General features: G+C 64.8%; 23 protein-coding genes and 2 pseudogenes. 24 read left to right on the forward strand and 1 reads right to left on the reverse strand.

All coding sequences use genetic code 11. The features are described from left to right. Positions 1 to 705, reverse strand: a complete 705-nt coding sequence (locus DF286_RS11255) for a DUF72 domain-containing protein (RefSeq protein ID WP_243444805.1) — start codon at positions 703 to 705, stop codon at positions 1 to 3. A 117-nt stretch (positions 706 to 822) separates the two neighbouring features. On the opposite strand from DF286_RS11255, the gene DF286_RS11260 reads away from it, so the two are divergent. The 24 genes and pseudogenes from DF286_RS11260 to DF286_RS11375 all read left to right on the forward strand — a co-directional run bounded on the left by DF286_RS11260 (position 823) and on the right by DF286_RS11375 (position 24,388). Next, positions 823 to 1,857, forward strand: coding sequence for a L,D-transpeptidase family protein (locus tag DF286_RS11260; protein ID WP_243444806.1), 1,035 nt, complete (start codon positions 823 to 825; stop codon positions 1,855 to 1,857). Next, positions 1,857 to 2,486 carry a M23 family metallopeptidase gene (locus tag DF286_RS11265; protein WP_109271519.1) on the forward strand — a complete coding sequence of 210 codons (630 nt, stop codon included), beginning with the start codon at positions 1,857 to 1,859 and terminating at the stop codon, positions 2,484 to 2,486. Before DF286_RS11260 ends, DF286_RS11265 begins: the two co-directional genes overlap by 1 nt. 84 nt (positions 2,487 to 2,570) lie before the next feature. Beyond that, complete coding sequence (gene efp / locus DF286_RS11270) at positions 2,571 to 3,134, forward strand: elongation factor P (RefSeq protein ID WP_109271520.1); 564 nt, start codon at positions 2,571 to 2,573, stop codon at positions 3,132 to 3,134. Between the two features lie 101 nt (positions 3,135 to 3,235). Then, a complete protein-coding gene (locus DF286_RS11275; protein ID WP_109272153.1) occupies positions 3,236 to 4,054 on the forward strand; it encodes an inositol monophosphatase family protein in 819 nt (272 codons plus the stop codon). Between the two features lie 60 nt (positions 4,055 to 4,114). Beyond that, a complete protein-coding gene (locus DF286_RS11280; protein ID WP_109271521.1) occupies positions 4,115 to 4,720 on the forward strand; it encodes a class I SAM-dependent methyltransferase in 606 nt (201 codons plus the stop codon). Between the two features lie 6 nt (positions 4,721 to 4,726). Continuing rightward, entirely contained in the window at positions 4,727 to 5,026 is a 300-nt protein-coding gene (locus DF286_RS11285; protein ID WP_109271522.1) for an antibiotic biosynthesis monooxygenase, read from the forward strand. A 208-nt stretch (positions 5,027 to 5,234) separates the two neighbouring features. Next, on the forward strand, positions 5,235 to 5,612 hold the full coding sequence (gene ndhC, locus DF286_RS11290) for an NADH-quinone oxidoreductase subunit A (RefSeq protein WP_109271523.1): 378 nt from the start codon (positions 5,235 to 5,237) through the stop codon (positions 5,610 to 5,612). Then, on the forward strand, positions 5,603 to 6,157 hold the full coding sequence (locus tag DF286_RS11295) for a NuoB/complex I 20 kDa subunit family protein (RefSeq protein WP_109271524.1): 555 nt from the start codon (positions 5,603 to 5,605) through the stop codon (positions 6,155 to 6,157). Before ndhC ends, DF286_RS11295 begins: the two co-directional genes overlap by 10 nt. A 4-nt stretch (positions 6,158 to 6,161) precedes the next feature. Next, positions 6,162 to 6,821 (forward strand): annotated as a pseudogene (locus DF286_RS11300) (NADH-quinone oxidoreductase subunit C); the annotation flags it as partial. A 105-nt stretch (positions 6,822 to 6,926) separates the two neighbouring features. Continuing rightward, positions 6,927 to 8,141 carry an NADH-quinone oxidoreductase subunit D gene (locus DF286_RS11305; RefSeq protein ID WP_109272154.1) on the forward strand — a complete coding sequence of 405 codons (1,215 nt, stop codon included), beginning with the start codon at positions 6,927 to 6,929 and terminating at the stop codon, positions 8,139 to 8,141. Continuing rightward, complete coding sequence (locus DF286_RS11310; protein ID WP_109271526.1) at positions 8,141 to 8,809, forward strand: complex I 24 kDa subunit family protein; 669 nt, start codon at positions 8,141 to 8,143, stop codon at positions 8,807 to 8,809. Before DF286_RS11305 ends, DF286_RS11310 begins: the two co-directional genes overlap by 1 nt. Continuing rightward, complete coding sequence (nuoF, locus tag DF286_RS11315) at positions 8,800 to 10,113, forward strand: NADH-quinone oxidoreductase subunit NuoF (RefSeq protein ID WP_109271527.1); 1,314 nt, start codon at positions 8,800 to 8,802, stop codon at positions 10,111 to 10,113. Before DF286_RS11310 ends, nuoF begins: the two co-directional genes overlap by 10 nt. After that, complete coding sequence (locus DF286_RS11320; RefSeq protein WP_109271528.1) at positions 10,113 to 10,745, forward strand: hypothetical protein; 633 nt, start codon at positions 10,113 to 10,115, stop codon at positions 10,743 to 10,745. Before nuoF ends, DF286_RS11320 begins: the two co-directional genes overlap by 1 nt. A 3-nt stretch (positions 10,746 to 10,748) precedes the next feature. Beyond that, the gene (gene nuoG / locus DF286_RS11325; protein WP_109271529.1) at positions 10,749 to 12,755 is read left to right on the forward strand and encodes an NADH-quinone oxidoreductase subunit NuoG; all 2,007 of its coding nucleotides are present in this window, start codon (positions 10,749 to 10,751) and stop codon (positions 12,753 to 12,755) included. A 124-nt stretch (positions 12,756 to 12,879) separates the two neighbouring features. Then, a pseudogene (gene nuoH / locus DF286_RS11330) lies at positions 12,880 to 13,908 on the forward strand (NADH-quinone oxidoreductase subunit NuoH); the annotation flags it as partial. A 119-nt stretch (positions 13,909 to 14,027) separates the two neighbouring features. Further along, positions 14,028 to 14,510: an NADH-quinone oxidoreductase subunit NuoI gene (gene nuoI, locus DF286_RS11335; RefSeq protein WP_109271531.1), complete on the forward strand. Its 483-nt coding sequence runs from the start codon at positions 14,028 to 14,030 to the stop codon at positions 14,508 to 14,510. Positions 14,511 to 14,615: 105 nt separating this feature from the next. Continuing rightward, positions 14,616 to 15,227, forward strand: a complete 612-nt coding sequence (locus DF286_RS11340) for an NADH-quinone oxidoreductase subunit J (protein WP_109271532.1) — start codon at positions 14,616 to 14,618, stop codon at positions 15,225 to 15,227. 130 nt (positions 15,228 to 15,357) lie between these two features. After that, the gene (gene nuoK, locus DF286_RS11345) at positions 15,358 to 15,663 is read left to right on the forward strand and encodes an NADH-quinone oxidoreductase subunit NuoK (protein ID WP_109271533.1); all 306 of its coding nucleotides are present in this window, start codon (positions 15,358 to 15,360) and stop codon (positions 15,661 to 15,663) included. A gap of 124 nt (positions 15,664 to 15,787) precedes the next feature. Then, the gene (nuoL, locus tag DF286_RS11350) at positions 15,788 to 17,839 is read left to right on the forward strand and encodes an NADH-quinone oxidoreductase subunit L (protein ID WP_109271534.1); all 2,052 of its coding nucleotides are present in this window, start codon (positions 15,788 to 15,790) and stop codon (positions 17,837 to 17,839) included. Between the two features lie 145 nt (positions 17,840 to 17,984). Continuing rightward, positions 17,985 to 19,502 carry an NADH-quinone oxidoreductase subunit M gene (locus tag DF286_RS11355; RefSeq protein ID WP_243444875.1) on the forward strand — a complete coding sequence of 506 codons (1,518 nt, stop codon included), beginning with the start codon at positions 17,985 to 17,987 and terminating at the stop codon, positions 19,500 to 19,502. Beyond that, a complete protein-coding gene (gene nuoN / locus DF286_RS11360) occupies positions 19,502 to 20,938 on the forward strand; it encodes an NADH-quinone oxidoreductase subunit NuoN (protein ID WP_109271536.1) in 1,437 nt (478 codons plus the stop codon). The genes DF286_RS11355 and nuoN overlap by 1 nt, the downstream gene beginning before the upstream one ends. Before the next feature lie 72 nt (positions 20,939 to 21,010). After that, positions 21,011 to 21,790 (forward strand): biotin--[acetyl-CoA-carboxylase] ligase, encoded by a 780-nt coding sequence (locus DF286_RS11365; RefSeq protein ID WP_109271537.1) that lies wholly within the window; start codon positions 21,011 to 21,013, stop codon positions 21,788 to 21,790. 44 nt (positions 21,791 to 21,834) lie between these two features. Further along, positions 21,835 to 22,611 (forward strand): type III pantothenate kinase, encoded by a 777-nt coding sequence (locus DF286_RS11370; RefSeq protein WP_109271538.1) that lies wholly within the window; start codon positions 21,835 to 21,837, stop codon positions 22,609 to 22,611. A 136-nt stretch (positions 22,612 to 22,747) separates the two neighbouring features. Continuing rightward, positions 22,748 to 24,388 carry a ribonuclease J gene (locus DF286_RS11375; protein ID WP_170303957.1) on the forward strand — a complete coding sequence of 547 codons (1,641 nt, stop codon included), beginning with the start codon at positions 22,748 to 22,750 and terminating at the stop codon, positions 24,386 to 24,388. Positions 24,389 to 24,390 lie beyond the last annotated feature (2 nt).

Genomic DNA, 24,390 nt, shown 5'->3' on the forward strand with positions numbered 1-24,390 from the left:
TCACCCTGTGGCCTGCTTCACCATCGCGCGCAGCGTGAGTGCGTCGTGGATGGCGTGGGCGTCGATGTCGTTGTTGAAATAGCACCAGACTGAGCGGCCGCCTTTCGCCTGCTCCACGATCCAGTCGGTCCAGCCGAGCAGGCCCTCATCAGAATAGCGCCCCCAATATTTGCCCTCGCTGCCGTGGAAGCGGACATAGGTGATCGGCCCGATCGCCCAGCGCGGGGTCGCCGAGCCGGGCATGTCGTGGGCGCAGAAGGAGGCGCCGTGCCGGCCGAGCAGCCCCAGCACCTCCTCGGTAAGCCAGCTTTTCTCGCGAAACTCAAAAACGTTGATCACGTCCTTGGGCACCAAGCTGAGAAACTCGTCGAGCCGTTCGAGATTGGCGCGGAAGCGCGGCGGTAGCTGGTAGAGGATCGGGCCGAGGCGGTCGCCTAGGTGCCGAAAGGGCGTCATCATCCGCTCCAGCGGCTCGGCGCAGTCCTTCAGTTTCTTCGCCTGGGTCAGGAAACGGTTCGCTTTCACGGCATAGCAGAAGCCGTCCGGAGCCTGCTCGCGCCATTTGTCGAAAGTTTCCGCCGTCGGCAGGCGATAGAAGCTGTTGTTGATCTCGACCGTGTCGAAGGTCGCCGCATAATGTTCGAACCAGCGCTTCTGCGGCAGTCCTTCGGGATAGAAGCGGCCGCGCCAATGCTTGTAGTTCAACCCGAGCAGCCGATCCTGATCTCGCCACGCTTTGCCATAACTCCGGCCGAACGGCGGTTCGGGGAAAGAAGTTTCGCTTCCGACGTTGAACGCCGCAAACCAGGATGGAGTGATTGCGTGCGTGACAGAAAATTACTGGCGGCGCTGCTGTGCTCGCTGGCCGTAGTAGCCGCGGCTCCTTTGGCCGGCGCGGCGGTTGCCCAGAACGAAACAGGCGGGTCGCCGCAGCGCGAGGACGGCGGCATCGATGGCACGATTTTTCATGCCCAGGTCCTGCTCGATCGCGCCGGCTTCGCGCCCGGCGTCATCGACGGCAAGAAAGGCATGTCCTTCGAAGAGGCGGTGAAGGGCTTCCAGACGTCGCGGGGCCTCAAGGTGACGGGCGTGCTCGATACGCCCACACGGCGTGCGCTGCTCACCGACAAGGCGCCCTCCACCAGGCGCCTGCGCATCGACGAGAGCGATGCCCAGGGGCCGTTCGTCGGCTCCATTCCCGACGATCCGGCGGAGCAGGCGAAGATGGAGCGGCTCGGCTATCGTAATCTGCTCGAGAAGATCGCCGAGAAGTTCCACACGACGCCGGCCACCATCATCGCCCTCAACCGCCCGGACATGGTGCTCCGCGCCGGCACGGTGCTGCGCCTGCCCAACGTCCTTCCCAGCTCTCGCGACTATGGCGAGGTGCCGGCCGAGGCGGCGAAGATGCTGAGCGACCTCAACGTCAGCGGTGACCTGCCCAAGGCCGAGCGGATCGTCGTCGACAAGTCGGACGGCGTTCTCCGCCTCTATGGCGAAGGCGATCGGCTGCTCGCGCAGTTCCCCGCGACCATGGGCAGCACCCACGACCCGCTGCCGCTCGGCAATTGGAAGGTGACCAGCATCGCCTATAACCCGCCCTTCCATTATCAGCCCGAGCTGTTCTGGGACGTGGCCGACGACGAGGACGAGCAGCGTCTTCCGCCCGGCCCCAACGGCCCGGTCGGCGTCGTCTGGATCGATATTTCCAAAGAAAATTATGGCATCCACGGCACCAGCGCGCCGGAAACGATCCAGCGCGCGCAGAGCCATGGCTGCGTTCGCCTGACCAATTGGGACGCGGCGCGCGTCAGCCAGATGGCCAGCGACGGCATGCCCGTGATATTCCAGGCTTGATGAGGTTCAAGCTCTGGGCGAGCAATATCGCCACCGCCATCATCGTCTGCCTCCTCACCAGCGCTTTCTGGATCATCGCCTACAGCAATGCGGGGGACGGCGAGGATGTCGAGGCGGCCGGCGATACGGCAGTGGTCAAGACGGAGCGGGGCGGCGAGGTCGAGATTGCCGAAGGTCTGGTCGTCGGCCCCACGGGGCTCGCCATTCCGGTCGCCGGTGTAAAGCCGAACCAGCTCGTCGATACCTACACCCAGGCGAGGGCCGGCGGCGCTCGTGTCCATGATGCGATCGACATCATGGCAGACCAGGGCACCCCCGTGGTCGCGGCCGCGCCCGGAACCGTCGAGAAGCTATTCTTCAGCGACGGGGGCGGCGGCATCACCGTCTATGTGCGCTCTCCGGACAAGCGCTGGATGTATTATTATGCACACCTCGCCGGCTATGCGCCCGGCCTGAGGGAGGGCCAGCAGGTGAAGCGCGGCACGCCCATCGGCCGGGTCGGCAGCACCGGCAACGCCAATCCGGAAGGCCCGCACCTCCACTTCGCCATTCACCGCATGCAGCCGGGCGACGGCTGGTGGGAGGGCTCGGCCATCAATCCCTATCCGTTGTTGGCCGGGGAAGGTTGAAATGGCGCTGGCAAACAATTGAATAAGTGGAACGCTCTCGCTAAAGCCCGCCTTCCGGCTCTTTTTCAAAATCGTGAGACATCCATGAAGATCAGCGGCGTGGACATTCGTCCCGGCAACATCATCGAATATGAAGGCGGCATCTGGCGCGCCGTGAAGATCCAGCACACCCAGCCCGGCAAGGGCGGCGCCTATATGCAGGTGGAGCTGAAGAACCTCATCGACGGCCGCAAGAACAACGTTCGCTTCCGCTCGGCCGAGACGGTGGAGCGCGTGCGCCTCGACACCAAGGATTTCCAATATCTCTATGCCGAGGGCGACCAACTCGTCTTCATGGACAAGGACACCTACGAACAGGTGCACCTGCCCAAGGACCTGATCGGCGAGCCCGCGGCCTTCCTCCAGGATGGCATGGACGTGATCATGGAGCTTCACGAGGAGCGGCCCATCTCGGTCCAGCTCCCCGACCAGATCGAGGCGACGATCGTCGAGGCCGACGCCGTGGTGAAGGGGCAGACCGCCTCCTCCAGCTACAAGCCCGCGATCCTCGACAATGGCGTCCGCGTGATGGTCCCGCCGCACATCACCAGCGGAACCCGCATCGTCGTCGACGTTTACGAACAGACCTACGTCCGCCGCGCGGACTAAGCAGTCGCAAAGATCGTTCGTCCTGAGCGAAGTCGAGGGGCGCACGTGACGAGTCAGTGCCAGCGCCCCTCGACTGCGCTCGGGACGAACGGAGAGTTTTGTTGGTTAGCCACTCTGGATTGATCACCGTCATGCAGCGCGCCGCCCGCAAGGCGGCGCCGCGCATCCGCCGCGATTTCGGCGAGGTCGAGCAGCTGCAGGTGAGCCGCAAGGGGCCCGCCGACTTCGTCTCCATGGCCGACAAGCGCGCCGAGCAGACGGTGATGGAAGAGCTCCGCCACGCCCGGCCGGATTGGGGCTTCTACATGGAGGAGGGCGGCACGATCGAGGGCGATCCGCGCAAGCCGCGCTGGATCGTCGACCCGATCGACGGCACGTCCAACTTCCTCCACGGCATCCCGCATTTTGCGATCTCCATCGCTGTTCAGGAGCCGAAGCTCGGCGGCGGCTGGGGCGAAGTGACCCAGGGACTCGTTTACCAGCCGCTCACCGACGAGAGCTTCTGGGCGGAGAAGGGCCGAGGAGCCTGGCTCAACGAGCGGCGCCTGCGCGTCTCCTCGCGCCGGGACCTTTCCGATGCGCTCATCGCCACCGGCATCCCCTATAAGGGCCATGGCGACATCGACCGCTTCGACAAGATCCTCGCCGCCGTCGCGCCGGAAGTGGCCGGCATCCGCCGCTTCGGCTCCGCGGCCCTCGATCTCGCCTGGGTTGCCGCCGGCCGCTATGACGGTTTCTGGGAAGAGAATCTCGAGGAATGGGACGTCGCCGCGGGCATCCTGCTGGTCCGCGAGGCGGGCGGCTTCGTCACGGATTTCCGCGGCGGCGACAAGGTGATCGAGCGCGACGAGTTCCTGGCCGCGAACGACCAGCTCCATTCCAAGCTCCACAAGCTCATCGCGAAGGCAGTGCGCGCCTGATTCCGCTTCGTCGACAGTGAGGACTGGCTCAACGCCGCCGCTTCTCCTACCGTCACGGGCATGGCTCATGGCTACGACGCGGCGACCTTGCGCTTCTACGCAGATGAGGCGCCCGTCTATGTATCCAGCGGCCCCGGCGGCATTAGCCGCCACCTGATCGGATTTCTGGATCGGCTGGAGCCTGGTGCCTCAATTCTTGAGCTGGGTTGCGGCGGTGGTCGCGATGCCGAATGGATGCTGGCACAAGGTTTCGACGTCGACCCGACCGATGGGGTGCTGGAGATGGCGGCCAAGGCGGAGGCGCGTGTCGGTCGCCCCGTACGATTAATGCGGTTCGACGAGATTGATGTCATAGGGCGCTACGACGCGGTTTGGGCCAATGCCAGCCTGCTGCATGTCCCCCGATCCGGTCTGCCGGCCATACTCACTTCTGTCATGCGGGCGCTCAAACCCGGCGGTCTCCATTTCGCGAGCTACAAAGGTGGCGGAGCCGAAGGTCGCGACCGCTTCGGCCGCTATTTCAATTATCTGTCGCTCGACGACATGCTCAAAGCCTATCGCCGATCAGGCGATTGGCGGATCATCTCCACTGTTGAATATGAGGGCGGCGGATATGAAGGAGGCAACGGGCCTTGGGTTGCCATCACCGCTGCCGCTCCGGAATAAGAGCCCATGGGCTTCGCCGTCATCTATCGCTGGACCGTCGCCGAGGAGCATCATGCGGCGTTCCGTGCTCGCTGGCGTAAGGCCACTATTCATCTTCGGGAGCATGGCTCGCTCGGTTCCTTGCTCTCGCGCGACGAGTCAGGCGACTTCGTGGCGATCGCGCTTTGGCCAAGCGAGGCCGTCCGCCAAGCAGCCTTCGGCGCCGGCAGCCTAGAGGAGCCTTGGCCGCCGGTCGAACGGTTCGAGGAAACCCGGCTTGAGATCGAAGACGACCTGTGGGTGTCCTCCCCCTTCGCGTCATTCTGAACTTATTGCGGTACCCAAGTTAAGCTGTGGCTAGAGGCGGAGGTGACCCCGAACGCGTTTGCTGGTGACGATTTCGCCCCCGCCGCTGCGTGACATGAGGCGCTAAGCCTAAGTCTCCGTTCTTGCGAGCGATTCTCATTCTGCAAGCCTTGCCTCTTCGCGGCACGGGTCCTAGAAGCCGCGGCAACCCAAGACCTGGAGAATCTCGATGGCGTCCGTCGCCGCCGGTTATCTGCCTATCCTGTTGTTCCTCGGCGTGGCGCTGGTGCTGTCGTTCGCCTTCGTCGTGCTGCCGATGATCGCCTCGCGGTTCACCGGCACGCACAATCCCTATCCCGACAAGGTCGCCGAATATGAATGCGGCTTTCCCGCCTTCGAGGACAGCCGCTCGATGTTCGACGTGCGCTTCTACCTCGTCGCCATCCTCTTCATCATCTTCGACCTCGAGGCCGCTTTCCTCTTTCCCTGGGCGGTTTCTCTGGGTTCCATCGGCTTCGCCGGCTGGCTGGCGATGATGATCTTCCTCGCCGAGCTGACGGTCGGCCTCGCCTATGCCTGGAAGAAAGGAGCGCTCGAATGGGAGTGATCCTAGACCCGCGACATGAGAATCCGCATCCCGCCGACCTCCAGGCGCCGGATCCGGAATATTTCAACCAGCTCCAGGCGGAAGTCTCGGACAAGGGCTTCCTCGTCACCTCGACCGAGGAGCTGTTCCAGTGGGCGCGCACCGGTTCGCTGTGGTGGATGACCTTCGGCCTCGCCTGCTGCGCGGTCGAGATGATCCATGTGAACATGCCGCGCTATGACCTTGAAAGATTTGGCGCCGCGCCGCGCGCCTCTCCGCGTCAGTCGGACGTGATGATCGTCGCCGGCACGCTCTGCAACAAGATGGCGCCGGCGCTCCGTCGCGTCTACGACCAGATGTCGGAGCCGCGCTACGTCATCTCGATGGGGTCGTGCGCCAATGGCGGCGGCTATTATCATTACAGCTACAGCGTCGTGCGTGGCTGCGATCGCATCGTGCCGGTCGACATCTATGTCCCCGGCTGCCCGCCGACGGCCGAGGCCCTCCTCTACGGGATCATGCAGCTGCAGCGGAAGATTCGCCGCGTCGGCACGATAGAGCGCTGAGACGATGAACAATTCGGCACCAAGGATCGCGCCCCGCGAAGGGCTTATCGACGAGGTGAAGGCTGCGCTCGGCGAGGCTTTCCTGTCGGCCAGGGACGCGGTCGGCGAAGTCTCCATCGACGTGCGCCGCGAAGCGCTGGTCGAAGCGATGACGACCCTTCGCGACCGCTTCGATTATCAGCAGCTGATGGAAATCGCCGGCGTCGACTATCCGGGCCGCGAGGAGCGGTTCGAGGTCGTCTACCACCTGCTTTCGGTCACGAAGAACCACCGCCTTCGGGTGCGGGTCTCGACCGACGAGGAGAAGCCGGTTCCCTCCGTCACCGGCCTTTGGCCCGTCGCCGGCTGGCTGGAGCGTGAAGTGTTCGACATGTACGGCGTCCTCTTCGAGGGCAATCCGGACCTGCGCCGCATTCTCACCGATTACGGCTTCCGCGGCTTCCCGCAGCGCAAGGACTTCCCGCTCACCGGCTATGTCGAGCTGCGTTACTCCGAAGAGCAGAAAAGGGTCGTCTACGAGCCCGTTCGCCTCGCCCAGGACTTCCGCAATTTCGACTTCATGAGCCCGTGGGAAGGGGCCGAATATATTCTTCCGGGCGACGAGAAGGTTCAGCCGCAGCAGGCTGGCGCCCCGAGCCCGGTGAAGGCGGACGAGAAGGCCGCCGAGGTGAAGAAATGATGGTGCGCGGCATTACGCTATTGGGCGTCACCCCGGCTTCTGCCGGAATGACGGGAGAGGAGTCGTCACGTGACTGACACCCGCACCGAGATCTGGACCGAGAAGGAAGCGGCGACCGAGGGCGCGACTGCCTCCGAGATCGCGAACTACACGATCAACTTCGGCCCGCAGCATCCCGCCGCCCACGGCGTGCTCCGCCTCGTCCTCGAACTGGACGGCGAGATCGTGGAGCGTGTCGACCCGCATGTCGGCCTGCTTCACCGCGGCACCGAGAAGCTGTGCGAATACAAGACCTACCTCCAGGCGCTCCCTTATATGGACCGCCTCGATTACGTCTCGCCGATGAGCCAGGAGCACAGCTATGTGCTCGCCATCGAGAAGCTGCTCGACCTGGAGGTGCCGCTTCGCGCCCAGTATCTGCGTGTCCTGTTCGCCGAGCTGACCCGCATCTCCAATCACCTGCTCAACATCGGCTCCCACATCATGGACGTCGGCGCGATGACGCCGAACCTTTGGCTGTTCGAGCTGCGCGAGGATCTCGTCAATTTCTACGAGCGGGCGTCGGGCGCGCGCATGCACGCCGCCTGGTTCCGCCCGGGCGGCGTCCATCAGGACGTGCCGCTGAAGCTCCTCGCCGACATCGGCGATTGGCTCGACAACCGCCTGCCCCGCCTGTTCGAGGACAGCCTCTCGCTCGTCATCGACAACCGCATCTTCAAGCAGCGCAACGTCGACATCGCCGTTGTCTCCAAGGAGGATGCGCTCGCCTGGGGCTTCTCCGGCCCGATGATCCGCGCCGCCGGCCTGCCCTGGGACATCCGCAAGTCGCAGCCCTACGACGTCTACGATCGGATGGAATTCGACATCCCCGTCGGCACCAAGGGCGACTGCTACGACCGCATGATGGTCCGCTGCGAGGAAGTGCGTCAGTCGGCGCGCATCATGAAGCAGTGCCTTCAGCAGATGCCGGAAGGCCCGGTCCAGACGCTCGACCGCAAGGTCGCTCCGCCCAAGCGGGCCGAGATGAAGCAGTCGATGGAAGCGCTCATCCACCACTTCAAGCTCTATACCGAGGGCTTCCACGTGCCCGCCGGCGAAGTCTATGTCGCGACCGAAAGCCCCAAGGGCGAGTTCGGCATCTACCTGGTCTCGGACGGCAGCAACAAGCCGTACCGCGTCAAGATCCGCCCGACCGCCTTCAGCCACCTCCAGGCGATGGACTTCATGACCAAGGGCCACATGCTCGCCGACGTCACCGCCATCCTCGGCGCCATGGATATAGTCTTCGGGGAGTGCGACCGCTAATGGCCGACGTCAAGAGAATGCCCGCCACCGAGGAAATCCGCGCCCGCTGGGGCGGTTTCGCCTGGACGGCCGAGAATGAACGCCAAGCCAAGGTCGTGATCGGCCGCTATCCGCCGGGGCGGCAGCATAGCGCGATCATTCCGCTGCTCGACCTCGCCCAGCGGCAGGTGGGGGCGGAGAACGAGACGCAGGGTTGGCTGCCCATTCCGGTGATCGAATATGTCGCCCGCTATCTCGATATGCCCTATATGCGGGCCTACGAGGTCGCGACCTTCTATACCATGTTCAACCTGGCGCCGCTCGGCCGCCACCATATCCAGGTCTGCGGCACCACGCCCTGCATGCTGCGCGGCTCCGACGACGTGCTCGACGCCTGCTACAAGAAGGGCCTGAAGAAGGGCGCGACGACGCCGGACGGCCTCTTCACCCTGAGCGAGGTCGAGTGCCTCGGCGCCTGCGCCAACGCGCCGATGGTCCAGATCAACGACGACAATTACGAGGACCTGACGTTCGAGAGCATGACCGCGATCCTCGAAGCCCTGGCGCGCGGCGAGGCGCCCAAGCCCGGCCCGCAGATCGAGCGCCAGACGAGCTGCCCCCAAGGCGGCCCGACGACGCTGCCGGAGATGGTCGGCGAAAACCATGATTATCGGGGAGAATGGGCATGACCGTCGCTCCGCTCGCCGACAAGGACCGCATCTTCACCAACGTCTATGGGTTCCAGCCCTGGAACCTGAAGGCGGCGCAGAAGCGCGGGGACTGGGACGATACCAAGACGCTGATGGCCATCGGCCAGGACGAGATCATCGAAGCGGTCAAGGCCTCGGGCCTGCGCGGCCGCGGCGGCGCCGGCTTCCCGACCGGCATGAAGTGGAGCTTCATGCCCAAGGAGCCGAGCGAGGGCCGGCCGAATTTCCTGGTCATCAACGCCGACGAGTCCGAGCCCGGCTCCTGCAAGGACCGCGAGATCATCCGCCACGATCCGCACAAGCTGATCGAAGGCGCGCTGATCGCCGGCTACGCCATGCGGGCGCGGGCCGCCTATATCTACATACGCGGCGAATTCATCCGCGAGGCGGAGACGCTCTTCGCCGCCGTGCAGGAAGCCTATGATTACGGCCTCCTCGGCAAGAACGCCGCCAAGTCCGGCTACGATTTCGACGTCTTCGTCCACCGCGGCGCCGGCGCCTATATCTGCGGCGAGGAAACCGCCTTGCTGGAGAGCTTGGAAGGCAAGCCGGGCAAGCCGCGCCTGAAGCCGCCTTTCCCGGCCGGCGCGGGCCTCTATGGCTGCCCGACCACGGTCAACAACGTCGAATCCATTGCCGTCGTCCCGACCATCCTCCGCCGCGGCGCGACCTGGTTCGCCAGCTTCGGCCGCGAGAAGAACGAGGGCACCAAGCTCTTCCAGATCTCCGGTCATGTGAACAAGCCCTGCGTGGTCGAGGAGTGCATGGGCATTCCCTTCCGCGAGCTGATCGACCGTCATGCGGGCGGCATCCGTGGCGGCTGGGACAACCTGCTCGCCGTCATCCCCGGAGGCTCCTCGGTCCCGCTCGTGCCCGCGCACGAGATCATGGACGCGCCGATGGACTTTGACGGCCTGCGCGACTTGAAGTCCGGCCTGGGCACCGCCGCCGTCATCGTCATGGACAAGTCGACCGACATCGTCCGCGCGATCAGCCGCATCTCCTATTTCTACAAGCACGAGAGTTGCGGCCAGTGCACGCCCTGCCGCGAGGGCACGGGCTGGATGTGGCGCGTGATGGAGCGCCTGCGCGAAGGCAATGCCGAGATCGGCGAGATCGACACCCTCCTCGATGTCACCAAGCAGGTCGAAGGCCACACCATCTGCGCCCTCGGCGACGCCGCCGCCTGGCCGATCCAAGGCCTCATCCGCCATTTCCGGCCGGAGATCGAGCGGCGCATCAACGAGAAGAACGGCGCCTCCATGATGGAGGCCGCGGAGTGATGTTGATCTCGCTCGCCATGGCGCTCCTTATGAGCCAGGCTCAGCCGGGGACGATGCCCGTGGACGTCGAGGCAATTGACGAGGCGATCGATTGCGCGATTGATGCCAACGGCCCCGCAGTCGTGCATCTTGCAGGAAGCATCCCGAACTCGCCAGCCGAATTGGCGGCCTACGGAACTCTGGACGACGTTATTTCGGGATGTTTTCAAGATAGCGGACTGCCGGATACCCCGCGTACCCGCTCGCTATTCGCTGGACAGGCCGCGGAGCAATTGTACCGCAACCTTGGCTATCGCTTTAGCAGCCGGACTACTTACGAGAATTTGACGACGATCTCCTTGGCTCAGGCTATTGGAAGGCGAACTGAAGGTTGGCCACTCGCTGCGGCCATGGCGGAATGCATCGTTGCTCACTCTCCTAAGGATGTTGAAAAGCTGATGCGAACCCGCGCTGGATCGAAATCGGAAGACCGCGCGATCAAGGCGATCACAGCCGTTTTCCCAACCTGCGTTGATACAGGAAATCAGCTGAGTTTGGATCGCGCGGGGCTCCGCGCGGAGCTTGCGCGGGCCTTCTTTCGGTATCTTTCCCTTCCGACGGCTCTGCTTGAGGCCGCGGTGGAGACAAACTGAATTATGCCTAAGGTCAAAGTAGACGGCGTCGAGATAGAGGTTCCGCAGGGCGCGACCGTGCTGCAGGCTTGCGAGCTTGCCGGCAAGGAAATTCCACGCTTTTGCTATCATGAGCGGCTGTCGATCGCCGGCAACTGCCGCATGTGCCTCGTCGAGGTGAAGCCGGGCCCGCCCAAGCCGCAGGCGTCCTGCGCGCTGCCCGCCAGCGAGGGCCAGGAAATCTTCACCATGACTCCGGGCGTCAAGAAGGCGCGCGAGGGGGTGATGGAGTTCCTGCTCATCAACCACCCGCTCGATTGCCCGATCTGCGACCAGGGCGGCGAGTGCGACCTCCAGGACCAGGCCATGGCCTATGGCCGCGGCCATTCGCGCTTCCAGGAGAATAAGCGCGCGGTCACCGAGAAATATATGGGCCCCGTGGTCAAGACGATCATGACGCGGTGCATTCAGTGCACGCGCTGTGTGCGGTTCGCCCAGGAAGTCGCCGGGGTCGAGGAGATCGGGATCATCGGGCGCGGCGAGAATGAGGAGATCACCTCCTATCTCGAAGGCACCCTCACCAGCGAGCTTTCGGGCAACGTCGTCGATCTCTGCCCGGTCGGCGCGCTCGTCTCCAAGCCGTACAGCTTCGAGGCGCGGCCCTGGGAGCTGCGCAAGATCCCGGCCATCGACGTGATGGACGCGGTCGGCACCAACATCCGCCTCGACGCCCGCATGCGCGAGGTGATGCGCGCGCTGCCGCGGATCAACGAGGACGTCAACGAGGAGTGGGCGCACGACAAGACCCGCCACGCCGTCGACGGTCTCTTGCGCAACCGGCTCGACCGGCCGTGGGTGCGCAAGGGCGGCAAGCTCCAGCCCGCGACCTGGGAAGAGGCGTTCGCCGTCATCGCCAAGCAGATGAAGGGCGCGAAGGGCGACCAGGTCGCCGCCATCGCCGGCGATCTCCAGGATCTCGAAAGCGTCTACGCGACGCAGGCGCTGCTCGGCGCCTATGGCTCCAACCTGCACGAATGCCGTCAGGACGGCGCCCTCTACGACGTGTCGAGCCCTACCGCCTATCGGCTCAACTCCACCATCGCCGGACTGGAGGAGGCGAGGGCGATCCTCCTCGTCGGCACCAATCCGCGCTGGGAAGCGCCCCTGGTCAACACGCGCATCCGCAAGGCGATCAAGCGCGGCGCCAAGGTCTTTGCCATCGGGCCGGAGGTGGACCTCACCTATCCGGTGACTTGGCTGGGCAACGACCTGTCGCTCCTCGCCAAGCTGCCCAAGGAAATCTCGGAAGGCTTCAAGGGCGCGGCCAATCCGGCGGTCATCGTCGGCATGGGGGCCCTGGTGCATGAAGGCGCTTATGAAGGGGCGCGCGCCGCTGCGGCTTCGCTGGGCGCCACCTTCAACCTGCTCCACACCGCCGCTTCCCGCGTCGGTGCGCTCGACCTCAATTTCGTCACCAATGGCGGCGTCAGCGCCATTCGCGAGCGGGCAGGGGCGCTGAAGGCGCTGTTCCTGCTGGGCGTGGACGAGATGGACCTTTCCGCCTTCGCGGATACCTTCACCGTCTATATCGGCAGCCATGGCGATGCCGGCGTCAAGGTGGCCGACGTCATTCTCCCGGCCGCGACCTATTCCGAAAAGCACGGCACTTACGTGAACACGGAAGGGCGGGTGCAGCTCTCCGAGCCGGCGGTGAACCCGCCGGGCGAGGCCCGTGAGGATTGGACGATCCTTCGCGCGCTGTCCGACGTCCTCGGCAAGACGCTGCCGTTCGACAACCTCCGGCAGCTTCGTGCCGCCATCGGCGCCACAAGGCCGCATCTGACGGTGTCCGGGCTGACCGCGTTCGATCCGCTGCCCGCGCCGGGGAAGGCGCCGAAGCTGTCGGGCGAGATCGTCTATCCGATTGCGGACTTCTACCTCACCAACCCGATCGCCCGCTCCTCGCCCACGCTCCAGCGTTGCTCGGCCGAGATCCTCCACGGCGTGCAGTATGAAGAGGCGGCGGAGTGAGGATTTTGAGCCGCAATAACCTCGTTCGTCCCGAGCGTAGTCGAGGGGCGTATGTGATGACTCAGTGCCAGCGCCCCTCGACTTCGCTCGGGACGAACGGCTCTGATGTCCGGAGCAATTGCAAATGACCGAATGGTTCCAGGGCACGCTCGGATACGGCTTCGGCTGGTTCGTCGCGACGCTCATCCTTATCCTGATGATCGCGCTGCCGCTGATGCTGGCGGTCGCCATGATCATCTATGCCGATCGCAAGATCTGGGCGGCGATGGCGCTGCGCCGGGGCCCGAACGTCGTCGGCCCATGGGGTCTGCTGCAGAGCTTCGCCGACGGCCTGAAGGTCTTCCTCCAGGAGACGATCATTCCCTCGGCGGCGAACCGGGGGCTCTTCCTCCTGGCCCCGATCATTACCTTCACCGTCGCGCTGATCGGCTGGGCGGTGATCCCGTTCGGGCCGGGCATGGTGCTCGCCGACATCAATGTCGGCCTGCTCTACATTCTCGCCGCCTCGTCGCTTGGCGTCTACGGCGTGATCATCGCCGGCTGGTCGTCCAACTCCAAATATCCCTTCTACTCGGCGATGCGCGCTGCCGCGCAGATGGTGAGCTACGAAGTCTCCATCGGCTTCATTCTCATCTCCGTCATCCTCTGGGCCGGGACGTTCAACCTCTCCGGCATCATCGAGGCGCAGCGCAGCCACGTCTTCTTCCTGAACGGCTTCGGCTTCAATCCGCTGCTGTTCCCGATGGCGGTGATCTTCCTGATCTCCGCCATGGCGGAGACGGCACGCACGCCCTTCGACCTTACCGAGGCGGAGAGCGAACTCGTCGCCGGATACCAGACCGAATATAGCTCGATGAGCTTCGCCCTCTACTGGCTGGGCGAATATGCCAACGTCCTCTTGATGTGCGCGCTCAACGCCATCCTCTTCTGGGGCGGCTGGCTGCCCCCGATCGACTGGGCGCCGCTCTATCTCGTGCCGGGCATCCTGTGGTTCTTCCTCAAGATCTTCGTCTTCTTCTTCATCTTCTCCTGGGTGAAGGCGACCGTGCCGCGCTTCCGCTACGACCAGCTGATGCGGCTCGGCTGGAAGGTCTTCCTGCCGATCTCGCTCACCTGGGTGTTCCTGGTATCCGGCTATCTAATGCTGACCAAGGAACCGTGCCCGGCGCCCGGCACCGTCATCTCGCGGGATAATGCCGGCCTCTACATGCCGTCCTGCTCCTCCAGGACGCTGACCACCAACCAGGGCCTCGACGCGGCCGGAGCCACTTCATGATCGCGCATTGGATCAAATCCTTCACCCTCTGGGAGTTCGTGAAGGCGCATTGGCTGACCCTGAGATATTTCTTCAGGCCCAAGGCGACGATCAACTACCCTTACGAGAAGAACCCGATCTCGCCCCGCTTCCGCGGCGAGCATGCGCTGCGCCGTTATCCCAACGGCGAGGAGCGCTGCATCGCGTGCAAGCTGTGCGAGGCGGTGTGCCCGGCGCTGGCGATCACGATCGAGGCCGAACCGCGCGAGGACGGCAGCCGCCGCACCACGCGCTACGACATCGACATGACCAAGTGCATCTACTGCGGCTTCTGCCAGGAAGCCTGCCCGGTGGATGCCATCGTCGAGGGGCCGAACTTCGAATTTTCGACCGAAACGCGCGAGGAGCTGCTCTACGACAAGGCGAAGCTGCTCGCCAACGGCGACAAGTGGGAGCGGGCGATTGCGGCGAACCTTGCCGCCGATGCGCCCTACCGTTAATGGCCCTGGCGTCCCGATTCCGTTCGGTCCGAGCGAAGTCGAGGACCGCCTGCGCCCAACGTCTCTCGACTTCGCTCGAGACGAACGAGAACTGAGACAGAGACCTTGATCCAGACGCTAGTCTTCTATCTGTTTGCGACCATCGTCATCGCCGCGGGCGTGATGACGATCGCGAGCCGGAATCCGGTGCACAGCGTGCTCTGGCTGATCCTCGCCTTCTTCAACGCGGCGGGGCTGATGCTGCTGGTCGGCGCCGAGTTCATCGCGATGCTGCTCGTCATCGTCTATGTCGGCGCGGTCGCCGTACTCTTCCTGTTCGTCGTGATGATGCTCGACATCGATTTCGCCGAGCTTCGCGCCGGGTTCGCCAAATATCTGCCGTTCGGCACGCTGCTGGCCCTCGTCCTTCTTGCCGAGATCATCTTCGCCGTCGCGGCGTGGAACGCGGGTGGCATCGAGGTCTCCGCCAAGGCGGCGCCGACCGACCCGAACGTGCCCAATATCGAGTTGCTCGGCACCGTTCTCTACACCCGCTATCTCTACGTTTTCGAAGGTGCGGGCCTCGTCCTGCTGGTCGCGATGGTCGGCGCCATCGTTCTCACTCAGCGCACGCGCCGCGGCACCCGCCCGCAGAACATCTCGGCTCAGAACCGCCGCCGGCCCGAGGACGCGATACGCAATATCGAACAGCCCGTGGGGCAGGGGGTGGAGCTGTGATCGAGGCGCTCACCGTCACCCCGGACTTGATCCGGGGTCCAGGATCACCGGCGGGGAAAGCTGGTCTCGAGCAGTGTTCATGGATGCCGGATCAAGTCCGGCATGACGAGCCTGGCAGGGAGTCCCGCTCATGATCGGTCTCGGTCATTTCCTCGCGGTCGGCGCGATCCTGTTCGTGCTCGGCGTGTTCGGCATCTTCCTCAACCGAAAGAACGTCATCATCATCCTGATGGCGATCGAGCTCATCCTGCTCGCCGTGAACATCAACCTCGTCGCCTTCTCGGCCTATCTCGGCGACATGGTCGGCCAGGTGTTCGCCATGTTCGTGCTGACCGTGGCGGCGGGCGAGGCGGCGATCGGCCTCGCCATCCTCGTCATCTACTTCCGCGGCCGCGGCACGATCGCGGTCGACGACATTCATCAGATGAAGGGGTGATGATGATGAACCCCCACACGTCCTCAACGCCGTCATTGCGAGCGAAGCGAAGCAATCCAGATTCTGGATCGCCGCGTCGCTGCGCTCCTCGCGATGACGGCCGCTTCATCTGCGTGATTCCGGCATGATAAAACTCATCGTCTTCCTGCCGCTTCTGGCGGCGATCGTCGCTGGACTGGGCAATCGGGCGCTCGGCAACACGCTCGCCAAGCTCATCACGACGGGCGCGCTGTTCGTGTCGTGCGCGCTCTCCTGGCCGATCTTCATCGGCTTCTTGAGCGGCAGCCTCACCGAATATGTCGAGCCGGTCCTGACGTTCATTCGCTCCGGCGACCTGGTCGTCGACTGGGCGCTGCGGGTCGACGCGCTGACCGCGGTGATGCTGGTCGTCGTCACCACCGTCTCCAGCCTCGTCCACCTCTACAGCTGGGGCTACATGGCGGAGGACGACAGCCAGCCGCGCTTCTTCGCCTATCTCTCGCTGTTCACCTTCGCGATGCTGATGCTGGTGACCGCCGACAATCTCGTCCAGATGTTCTTCGGCTGGGAAGGCGTCGGCCTCGCTTCCTACCTTCTCATCGGCTTCTGGTACCACAAGCCTTCGGCCAACGCGGCGGCAATCAAGGCGTTCGTCGTCAACCGCGTCGGCGATTTCGGCTTCCTGCTCGGCATCCTCGGCACCTTCCTGGTGTTCGGCACGGTGTCGATCCCGGCGATCCTCGAGGCCGCGCCGGGCATGGCGGGGACGACGATCGGCTTCCTCGGCGCGCGCGTCGACACCATGACCCTGCTCTGCCTGCTGCTGTTCGTCGGCGCGATGGGCAAGTCGGCGCAGCTCGGCCTCCACACCTGGCTTCCGGACGCGATGGAGGGCCCGACCCCGGTCTCCGCCCTCATCCATGCGGCGACCATGGTCACCGCCGGCGTGTTCATGGTCTGCCGCCTCTCGCCGATGTTCGAGGCGAGCGACACCGCGCTTGCCGTCGTGACCTTCGTCGGCGCCGCCACCGCCCTGTTCGCGGCGACGGTCGGAACGGTCCAGAACGACATCAAGCGGGTCATCGCCTATTCGACCTGCTCGCAATTGGGCTACATGTTCTTCGCGGCCGGGGTCGGCGCCTATTCGGCGGCAATGTTTCACCTCTTCACCCACGCCTTCTTCAAGGCCCTGCTGTTCCTCGGCGCCGGCTCGGTCATCCACGCGATGCACCATGAGCAGGACATGCGCTTTTACGGCGGCCTCAGGAAATCCATCCCGCTCACCTTCTGGGCGATGATGGCCGGCACCCTCGCCATCACCGGCGTGGGCGTGCTGGGCGTGTTCGGCTTCGCCGGCTTCTATTCCAAGGACGCGATCATCGAGGCGGCGTTCGCCAGCGGCACGACGGTCGGCAGCCTCGCCTTCTTCATCGGCGTGTTCGCCGCCCTTCTCACCAGCTTCTACAGCTGGCGGCTCATGTTCCTCACCTTCTGGGGCGAGCCGCGCTGGGCCGCGTCAGAGCATATCCAGCACGCGCTCCATGGCGACGAGCATGATCACCCGGACGACGAAACGGCGGGCGCCGAGCCCCATGTCGGCGATCCGGGCGCGAAGGATATCCCCACCGGCACCGGCGGCTATCATCCGCACGAGAGCCCGTGGACGATGCTGCTTCCGCTGGGCGTCCTCGCCCTCGGCGCCATCTTCGCCGGCTTCCTCTTCCACGCGCCCTTCCTGGAGCCGGTGGAAGGCGCCGCGTTCTGGGCCGGCAGCCTGGTCTTCGATGCCCACTTCATGGAGGCGCTGCACCACGTCCCGCTGTGGGTGAAGCTCTCACCCGCCGTGGTGATGCTGCTGGGACTGCTGATCGCCTATTATGCCTATATCCGCGACACGTCGTTCCCCGCGCGCTTCGTCAGCCACTTCCGGATCCTCTACGCCTTCCTGCTGCACAAATGGTATTTCGACGAGATCTACCATTTCCTGTTCGTCCGTCCGGCCTTCTGGTTCGGCCGCCTGTTCTGGAAGAAGGGCGATGAGGGCACGATCGACCGCTTCGGCCCCGATGGCGCCGCGGCCCTGATCGTCGGCGGCAACAAGCTCACCGCCCGGCTCCAGTCCGGCTATGTCTATACCTATGCGCTGGTGATGCTCCTCGGCGTCGCCGCCGCCACCACCTGGGCGATGACCCGATGATCGTTAGAACCCACCAAGCCCGTTCGTCCCGAGCGCAGTCGAGGGGCGTTGGCACGACCGAGGGGCGCGCCTCGACTACGCTCGGCACGAATGAGGCTGGGGGCGTTTCGAAGTGAACCAGCTCGGCTTCCCCATCCTTTCGCTGATGCTCGCCGTGCCGATGGTGGCGGCGATCGCCTGCCTGTTCCTCAGCGCCAAAGGCGCCCGCTGGACGGCGCTGATCGCGACTTTCATCGATCTCACGCTCGGCATCCTGCTCTGGGCGAATTACGACATTGGCGGGGCGCAGTGGCAGTTCGTCGAGCATCTCGACCTGTTCGGCCGCTTCGCCTGGGCGCTGGGCATCGACGGCATCGCCCTGATGCTGATCATGCTGACCCTGTTCCTGATGCCGATCTGCATCGGCGCGAGCTGGGTATCGATCGAGAAGCGCGTGCCCGAATATATGGCCGTCTTCATGCTGATGGAGGTGCTGATGCTCGGCGTCTTCATGGCGCAGGACATCTTCCTCTTCTACATCTTCTTCGAGGGCGGCCTGATCCCGATGTATCTCATCATCGGCATCTGGGGCGGCAAGGACAGGATCTACGCCAGCTACAAATTCTTCCTCTACACCTTCCTCGGATCGGTGCTGATGCTGGTCGCGATGATGTGGATGGTGAACTTCGCCGGCACCCCCTACATCCCGACCCTGCTGGAGACGGATTTCCCGGTCGAGGCGCAAACCTGGCTGTGGCTCGCCTTCCTGGCCTCCTTCGCGGTCAAGCTGCCGATGTGGCCGGTCCACACCTGGCTTCCCGACGCCCACGTCCAGGCGCCGACGGCGGGCTCGGTGATCCTCGCCGGCGTGCTGCTGAAGCTCGGCGGCTACGGCTTCGTCCGCTTCTCGCTGCCGATGTTCCCGGAGGCCTCGGCCCAGTTCTTCTGGCTGGTCATGATCCTCTCGCTGATCGCGATCGTCTACACCAGCCTCGTCGCGCTGGTGCAGAAGGACATGAAGAAGCTGATCGCCTACTCGTCGGTCGCGCACATGGCCTTCGTCACGATCGGCCTGTTCGCGTTCAACCGGCAGGGGATGGAGGGCGCGCTGATCGTCATGCTCAGCCACGGCCTCGTCTCGGGCGCCTTGTTCCTCTGCGTCGGCGTCATCTACGATCGCCTGCACACGCGCGAGATCGAGCGCTATGGCGGCCTCTCCGACAATATGCCGGCCTATGCGCTGCTGTTCCTGCTCTTCACCATGGCCTCGATCGGCCTGCCGGGCACCAGCGGCTTCGTCGGCGAGTTCCTGAGCCTGATGGGCGCTTACGAGGCGAACAGCTGGGTGGCCTTCTTCGCCACGACCGGCATCATCCTCGGCGCCTGCTACATGCTCTATCTCTACTGGCGCATCGCCTATGGGAAACTCGACAAGCCCGACGTCGCCGCCATGCCGGACCTCAGCAAGCGGGAGTTCTTCATCCTCGCGCCGATCGCCGCCGTCGTGCTGTGGATGGGCGTCTATCCGGAAAGCTTCCTGGCGCCGATGCGCAACGACGTCGCCATCCTTCTCGACAGGATCGAGCGCGCCAACCCTCCGGGCGACGCGCAACTCGCCATGACTTCCGCCGCAGCCCCGACCGGTGACAGCGGCACCCACGATCCCGAAGCCGGAGCGCACTAATGGGTCACAGTCTCGCCCTGACGCTTCCCGAAATCATCCTCACCCTCGCCGCGCTGGCGCTGCTGATGGTCTCCGCCTATGCGGGCGACAAGTCGGCCCGGGCCGCGACCTGGCTCGCGCTGGCGGCCCTGCTCGGTGCCGCCCTGTTCGTGCCGGGCGTGTTCGATGAGGGAGGGGTAGGCTTCGACGGTCTGTTCATCGCCGACAGCTTCGCCGCCTTCGCCAAGATACTGGTCTATATCGCGGCTGCCGTGTCGCTGATCGCGGCCGCCGGCTGGTTCCGGCGCGACGGCGTCTACCGCGCCGAATATCCGGTGCTCATCCTGCTCTCCGCGGTCGGCATGGGCATGATGGTCTCCGCCGGCGACCTCCTCACCCTCTATGTCGGGCTGGAGCTGCTGAGCCTCGCCTCCTATGTCCTCGCCGCTTTCCAGCGGAAGGACACGCGCTCGGCCGAGGCGGGCCTCAAATATTTCGTGCTCGGCGCGCTTGCCAGCGGCATCCTGCTCTACGGCATCTCGCTGCTCTACGGCTTCACCGGATCGACCCTGTTCGACGCCATAGCCGTGGCGATCAGCCGTGGCGGCCTCTCGAATGGTGAGTTGTTCGGCATCGTCTTCGTCCTCGCGGGCATCGCCTTCAAGGTTAGCGCCGTCCCCTTCCACATGTGGACTCCCGACGTCTACGAGGGCGCCCCGACCCCGGTCGCCGCCTTCTTCGCCAGCGCTCCCAAGGTGGCCGCCGTCGCCCTGCTAGTCCGCGTCGTCATCGAGGCGATGGGCCCGGCGACCGACGCCTGGCGCCAGATCATCATCTTCATGGCCCTGGCCTCGACGATCCTCGGCGGTGTCGCCGCCATCAGCCAACCCAACATCAAGCGGCTGCTGGCCTATTCGTCGATCAACAATATCGGCTTCATCCTGATTGGCCTCGCCGCCGGGACCCGCGAGGGCGTGGCCTCGGTGCTCTTCTACCTCGCCGTCTATATCGCCATGACCCTGGGCGCCTTCCTCTGCGTGCAGCGGATGCGCGACGCCGAGGGCCGTCCGGTCGAGACGATCGCGTCTCTCTCCGGCCTGTCGCGCACCAACCCGGCGCTGGCCGCGGCCTTCGCGACCTTCATGTTCAGCCTGGCCGGCGTGCCGCCGCTGTTCGGCTTCTGGCCGAAATTCCTGGTCTTCACCGCCGCCGTCGAGGCGAACCTCACCTGGCTTGCCGCCGTCGGCATCGCCACCTCGGTGATTGGCGCCTTCTATTATCTGATGATCGTCAAGACGATGTACATGGACGAGCCGGCGCCCGCCTATGAGAAGAGCCGCGACCGCGCGGAGGGTGTGCTGATCGCCCTGGCGGCGCTGTTCGTGTCTCCGCTCGGCTATCTGGCGATCCCGATGATGGACGCAGCGACCCTGAACGCGGCGGGAGCGCTGTTCTAAGCCGTCATTGCGAGGAGCGGAGCGACGCGGCAATCCACCGCGCCGTCGCTGGGTTGCTTCGCTCCGCTCGCAATGACGACAGGAGGAAGCGTGGCTGACATCCGCACCGTCTCCGAAACCCGATCGACCAACGACGACGTGGCTGCGCTTGCTCGGGAAGGCGCGGCCGAAGGCCTGTGGCTCCGCGCCGAGCGCCAGACCGGCGGCCGCGGCCGGCAGGGGAGGGCGTGGCAATCGCCCGAAGGCAATCTCTACGTGAGCACCTTGGTGCGAGTGCGGGCGGGCGATCCTCCGGCGCCCACTCTCGCCCTAGTCGCCGCGGTTGCCTTACACGAGGTCGTTGCGGCCCTCACGCGTCACCCCGGCGAAAGCCGGGGCCCAAGCACACCGACGCCTGAGTTCTTGGGTCCCGGCTTCCGCCGGGATGACGTCGTGCAGATCAAGTGGCCCAACGACCTCCTCGTGGGGGGTACCAAATTGTCGGGCATTCTCCTCGAGCGCGCCGGCGACGCGGTGGTGATCGGCTTCGGCGTCAATCTTGCGCATCATCCCCAAGACCTCGACCGCCCCGCCATCAGCCTTGCCGCCTTGACCGGGACTGCCCCCGATTCCGCCACCTTCCTCGAAATGCTCGCCGAAAGCTTCGCCCGCTGGCTTCAGCGCTGGCGCTTCGAAGGCATAGGCCCCATCCGCAGCCGCTGGTTGTCCGCTGCGCATCCAATCGGCACCGCGCTCTCGACGTCCGAAGGGGACGGGTTGTTCGACGGGTTGGATGAAACCGGCGCTCTGCGTCTGAGGCTCGCGGACGGGTCCGTACGGGTCGTTCGGGCCGGCGATGTTTTCCTGATCTAATCGACCCTCGCCAATTCCGGCACGCGCCGCTAGGGATGCTTCACATGCTGCTCGCCATCGACGCCGGTAACACCAATGTCGTCTTCGCGCTGGTCAAGGATCGGGAGATCCGGGCGCGGTGGCGGATTGCGACGGATCCGCGGCGCACCGCCGACGAATATGCGGTGTGGCTGCATCAGCTGCTCGCCCTCGAAGGCTATGACAGCACCGACATCGCCGATGTGATCATCGCGACCGTGGTGCCGAGAGCGCTGCACAACCTTCAGGTCCTCGCTTCCAAATATTTCGGTGCCGAGGCGATCGTCGCGGGCGAGGCGCCGGCGGAATGGGGCGTCGAACTCGACGTGGTCGAGCCGAAGACGGTCGGCGCGGACCGCGCGCTCGACGCGATCGCGGCCCACGCTCTCCACGAGGGCGATCTCATCGTCATCGATTTCGGCACCGCCACGACCTTCGACGTGGTCGACTTTACCGGCGCCTACAAGGGCGGCATCATCGCACCCGGCATCAACCTCTCGCTCGAGGCCTTGGTCACAGCCGCCGCCAAGCTGCCCCGCATCGCCATCGAAGCGCCGGAGAGCGGCTCGGTCATCGGGCGCACGACCGAGGACCAGATGCATATCGGCATCTTCTGGGGCTATGTCGCGATGATGGAAGGGCTGGTCGCGCGGATGAAGGCGGAGATAGGGCGGCCGGTAAAGGTCATCTCGACCGGCGGGCTGGCGGTGCTCTTCGACAAGCACACCGAAATTTTCGACGCGGTCGAGCCCGATTTGACCATCCAGGGGCTGGGGCTGCTCTACGAACGAACGCGGGGTTGAACTTCGAGCGTTACCCGGCGAAAGCCGGGTCTAGTCTCGGCGCCCCATCTAGACCCCGGCGGTTCGTCGGGGGGCACGTCGCCAGGAACAGAATAGAGATTCCGGCTTCCGCCGGAATGACGAGCATTGGAACGACATGGTGAAACCCGGCAACGAACTTCTCTTCCTCGCGCTTGGCGGCTCGGGCGAGATCGGCATGAACGTCAATCTCTACGGCTGCCAGGGCAAGTGGGTGATGGTCGACCTCGGCATGACCTTCGCCGATCCCGCCTATCCCGGCATCGACCTGATCCTGCCGGACCTGGCCTTCATCGAAGAGCGCAAGGCCGACCTGCTCGGCATCGTCCTTACTCACGGGCATGAGGATCATATCGGCGCCATTCCCTATCTCGCCGCCGACCTCGGAGTCCCCCTCTACGCCACGCCCTTCACCGCCGGCCTGATCGCTGGAAAGCTGGAGGAAGAGGGGCTCACCGACGAGGTGAAGCTCAAGGTCGTCGACATGGAAGGCGACTTCCGGCTCGGCCCGTTCGGCTTCCGCTACATCCCGCTCGCCCATTCGATCCCGGAGGGCAATGCGCTCCTCATCGACACGCCCTACGGCCGTGTCTTTCACACCGGCGACTGGAAGCTGGACGATTCCCCGCAGCTCGGCGATCCCAGCACCGAGGCGGAATTGCGCGCCATCGGCGATGAAGGCGTGCTCGCCCTCGTCTGCGATTCCACCAACGTCTTCCAGGACCAGGCTTCGGGCTCCGAAGCGACGGTGCGCGAAGGTCTGGACGAGGTGATCTCCGCCGCCGAGGGAAGGGTGCTGGTCACCACCTTCGCCTCCAACGCAGCGCGGCTGAAGACATTGGGCCACGTCGCGCAGGACACCGGCCGCAAGGTCTGCGTTGCCGGGCGCTCGCTCGACCGTATCCTGCGCGTTTCGAAGAGCGTCGGCTATCTTACCGATTTTCCGGAGACGATCGACTTCGACGAGGCGATGCAGCTACCCCGCCGCGAGGTGATGATCATCGCCACCGGCGGTCAGGGCGAATATCGCGCCGCGCTCGCCCGCATCGCCTTCGACCAGCACAAGCTGAAGCTAGACGCCGGCGATCTCGTCGTCTTCTCATCGAAGCAGATCCCCGGCAACGAGATCGCCATCGGCCGCATCCAGAATGAGCTTGCCGCAAAGGGCATCGCCATGATCACCGACCGGCAGGCGGAGGTCCACGTCTCCGGCCATCCGGGCCGGCCGGAGCTCGCGTCCATGTATCAGTGGATCCGGCCCCAGATCATCGTGCCCGTCCATGGCGAGATGCGCCATATGGCCGAGCAGGCGCGGTTCGCGAGGATGTGCCAGGTCCCGCACGGCATCGTCCAGAAGAATGGCGACCTCGTGCGGCTGGCGCCGGAGGGCCCGGAAAAGCTCGGCGAGGAGCGGGTCGGCCGCCTCGTCCTCGACGGCGATGTCATCCTCGCCGCCGACGGCTCGACGATGAACGAGCGCCGCAAGATCGCCAACAACGGCGTCATCTCCGTCGCGCTGGCGATGGACGATAACGACCGCGTGGTAGGCGACGTCCAGATCAGCCTGGAAGGCGTGCCCGTCGAGGAGGATCGCGACGCGTTCCTGGAGGAAGCCTGCGATGCCGCTTCCGACGCCGCTCGGAAGAATAGCGGCAGCGAGTCGAAGCTTCGCGAAGGCATCCGCCTCGCGGTTCGCCGCTGCGCCACCGACTGGACCGGTAAGAAGCCGGTCGTCGACGTCCTGATCGTGAGGGTATGACC

It is taken from the genome of Sphingosinicella humi (genome assembly GCF_003129465.1).
GTDB classification, from domain to species: domain Bacteria; phylum Pseudomonadota; class Alphaproteobacteria; order Sphingomonadales; family Sphingomonadaceae; genus Allosphingosinicella; species Allosphingosinicella humi.

Bases quoted from the DNA above. Each gene is read 5' to 3' on its own strand.
- nuoG (WP_109271529.1), top strand. From the start codon at position 10,749: ATGCCTAAGGTCAAAGTAGACGGCGTCGAGATAGAGGTTCCGCAGGGC.
- DF286_RS11310 (WP_109271526.1), top strand. From the start codon at position 8,141: ATGGCCGACGTCAAGAGAATGCCCGCCACCGAGGAAATCCGCGCCCGC.
- DF286_RS11375 (WP_170303957.1), top strand. From the start codon at position 22,748: ATGGTGAAACCCGGCAACGAACTTCTCTTCCTCGCGCTTGGCGGCTCG.
- nuoK (WP_109271533.1), top strand. From the start codon at position 15,358: ATGATCGGTCTCGGTCATTTCCTCGCGGTCGGCGCGATCCTGTTCGTG.
- DF286_RS11265 (WP_109271519.1), top strand. From the start codon at position 1,857: ATGAGGTTCAAGCTCTGGGCGAGCAATATCGCCACCGCCATCATCGTC.
- DF286_RS11365 (WP_109271537.1), top strand. From the start codon at position 21,011: ATGACGACAGGAGGAAGCGTGGCTGACATCCGCACCGTCTCCGAAACC.
- DF286_RS11355 (WP_243444875.1), top strand. From the start codon at position 17,985: ATGCTCGCCGTGCCGATGGTGGCGGCGATCGCCTGCCTGTTCCTCAGC.
- nuoI (WP_109271531.1), top strand. From the start codon at position 14,028: ATGATCGCGCATTGGATCAAATCCTTCACCCTCTGGGAGTTCGTGAAG.
- DF286_RS11280 (WP_109271521.1), top strand. From the start codon at position 4,115: ATGGCTCATGGCTACGACGCGGCGACCTTGCGCTTCTACGCAGATGAG.
- nuoL (WP_109271534.1), top strand. From the start codon at position 15,788: ATGATAAAACTCATCGTCTTCCTGCCGCTTCTGGCGGCGATCGTCGCT.
- DF286_RS11320 (WP_109271528.1), top strand. From the start codon at position 10,113: ATGTTGATCTCGCTCGCCATGGCGCTCCTTATGAGCCAGGCTCAGCCG.
- nuoN (WP_109271536.1), top strand. From the start codon at position 19,502: ATGGGTCACAGTCTCGCCCTGACGCTTCCCGAAATCATCCTCACCCTC.
- nuoF (WP_109271527.1), top strand. From the start codon at position 8,800: ATGGGCATGACCGTCGCTCCGCTCGCCGACAAGGACCGCATCTTCACC.
- DF286_RS11285 (WP_109271522.1), top strand. From the start codon at position 4,727: ATGGGCTTCGCCGTCATCTATCGCTGGACCGTCGCCGAGGAGCATCAT.
- efp (WP_109271520.1), top strand. From the start codon at position 2,571: ATGAAGATCAGCGGCGTGGACATTCGTCCCGGCAACATCATCGAATAT.
- ndhC (WP_109271523.1), top strand. From the start codon at position 5,235: ATGGCGTCCGTCGCCGCCGGTTATCTGCCTATCCTGTTGTTCCTCGGC.
- DF286_RS11295 (WP_109271524.1), top strand. From the start codon at position 5,603: ATGGGAGTGATCCTAGACCCGCGACATGAGAATCCGCATCCCGCCGAC.
- DF286_RS11370 (WP_109271538.1), top strand. From the start codon at position 21,835: ATGCTGCTCGCCATCGACGCCGGTAACACCAATGTCGTCTTCGCGCTG.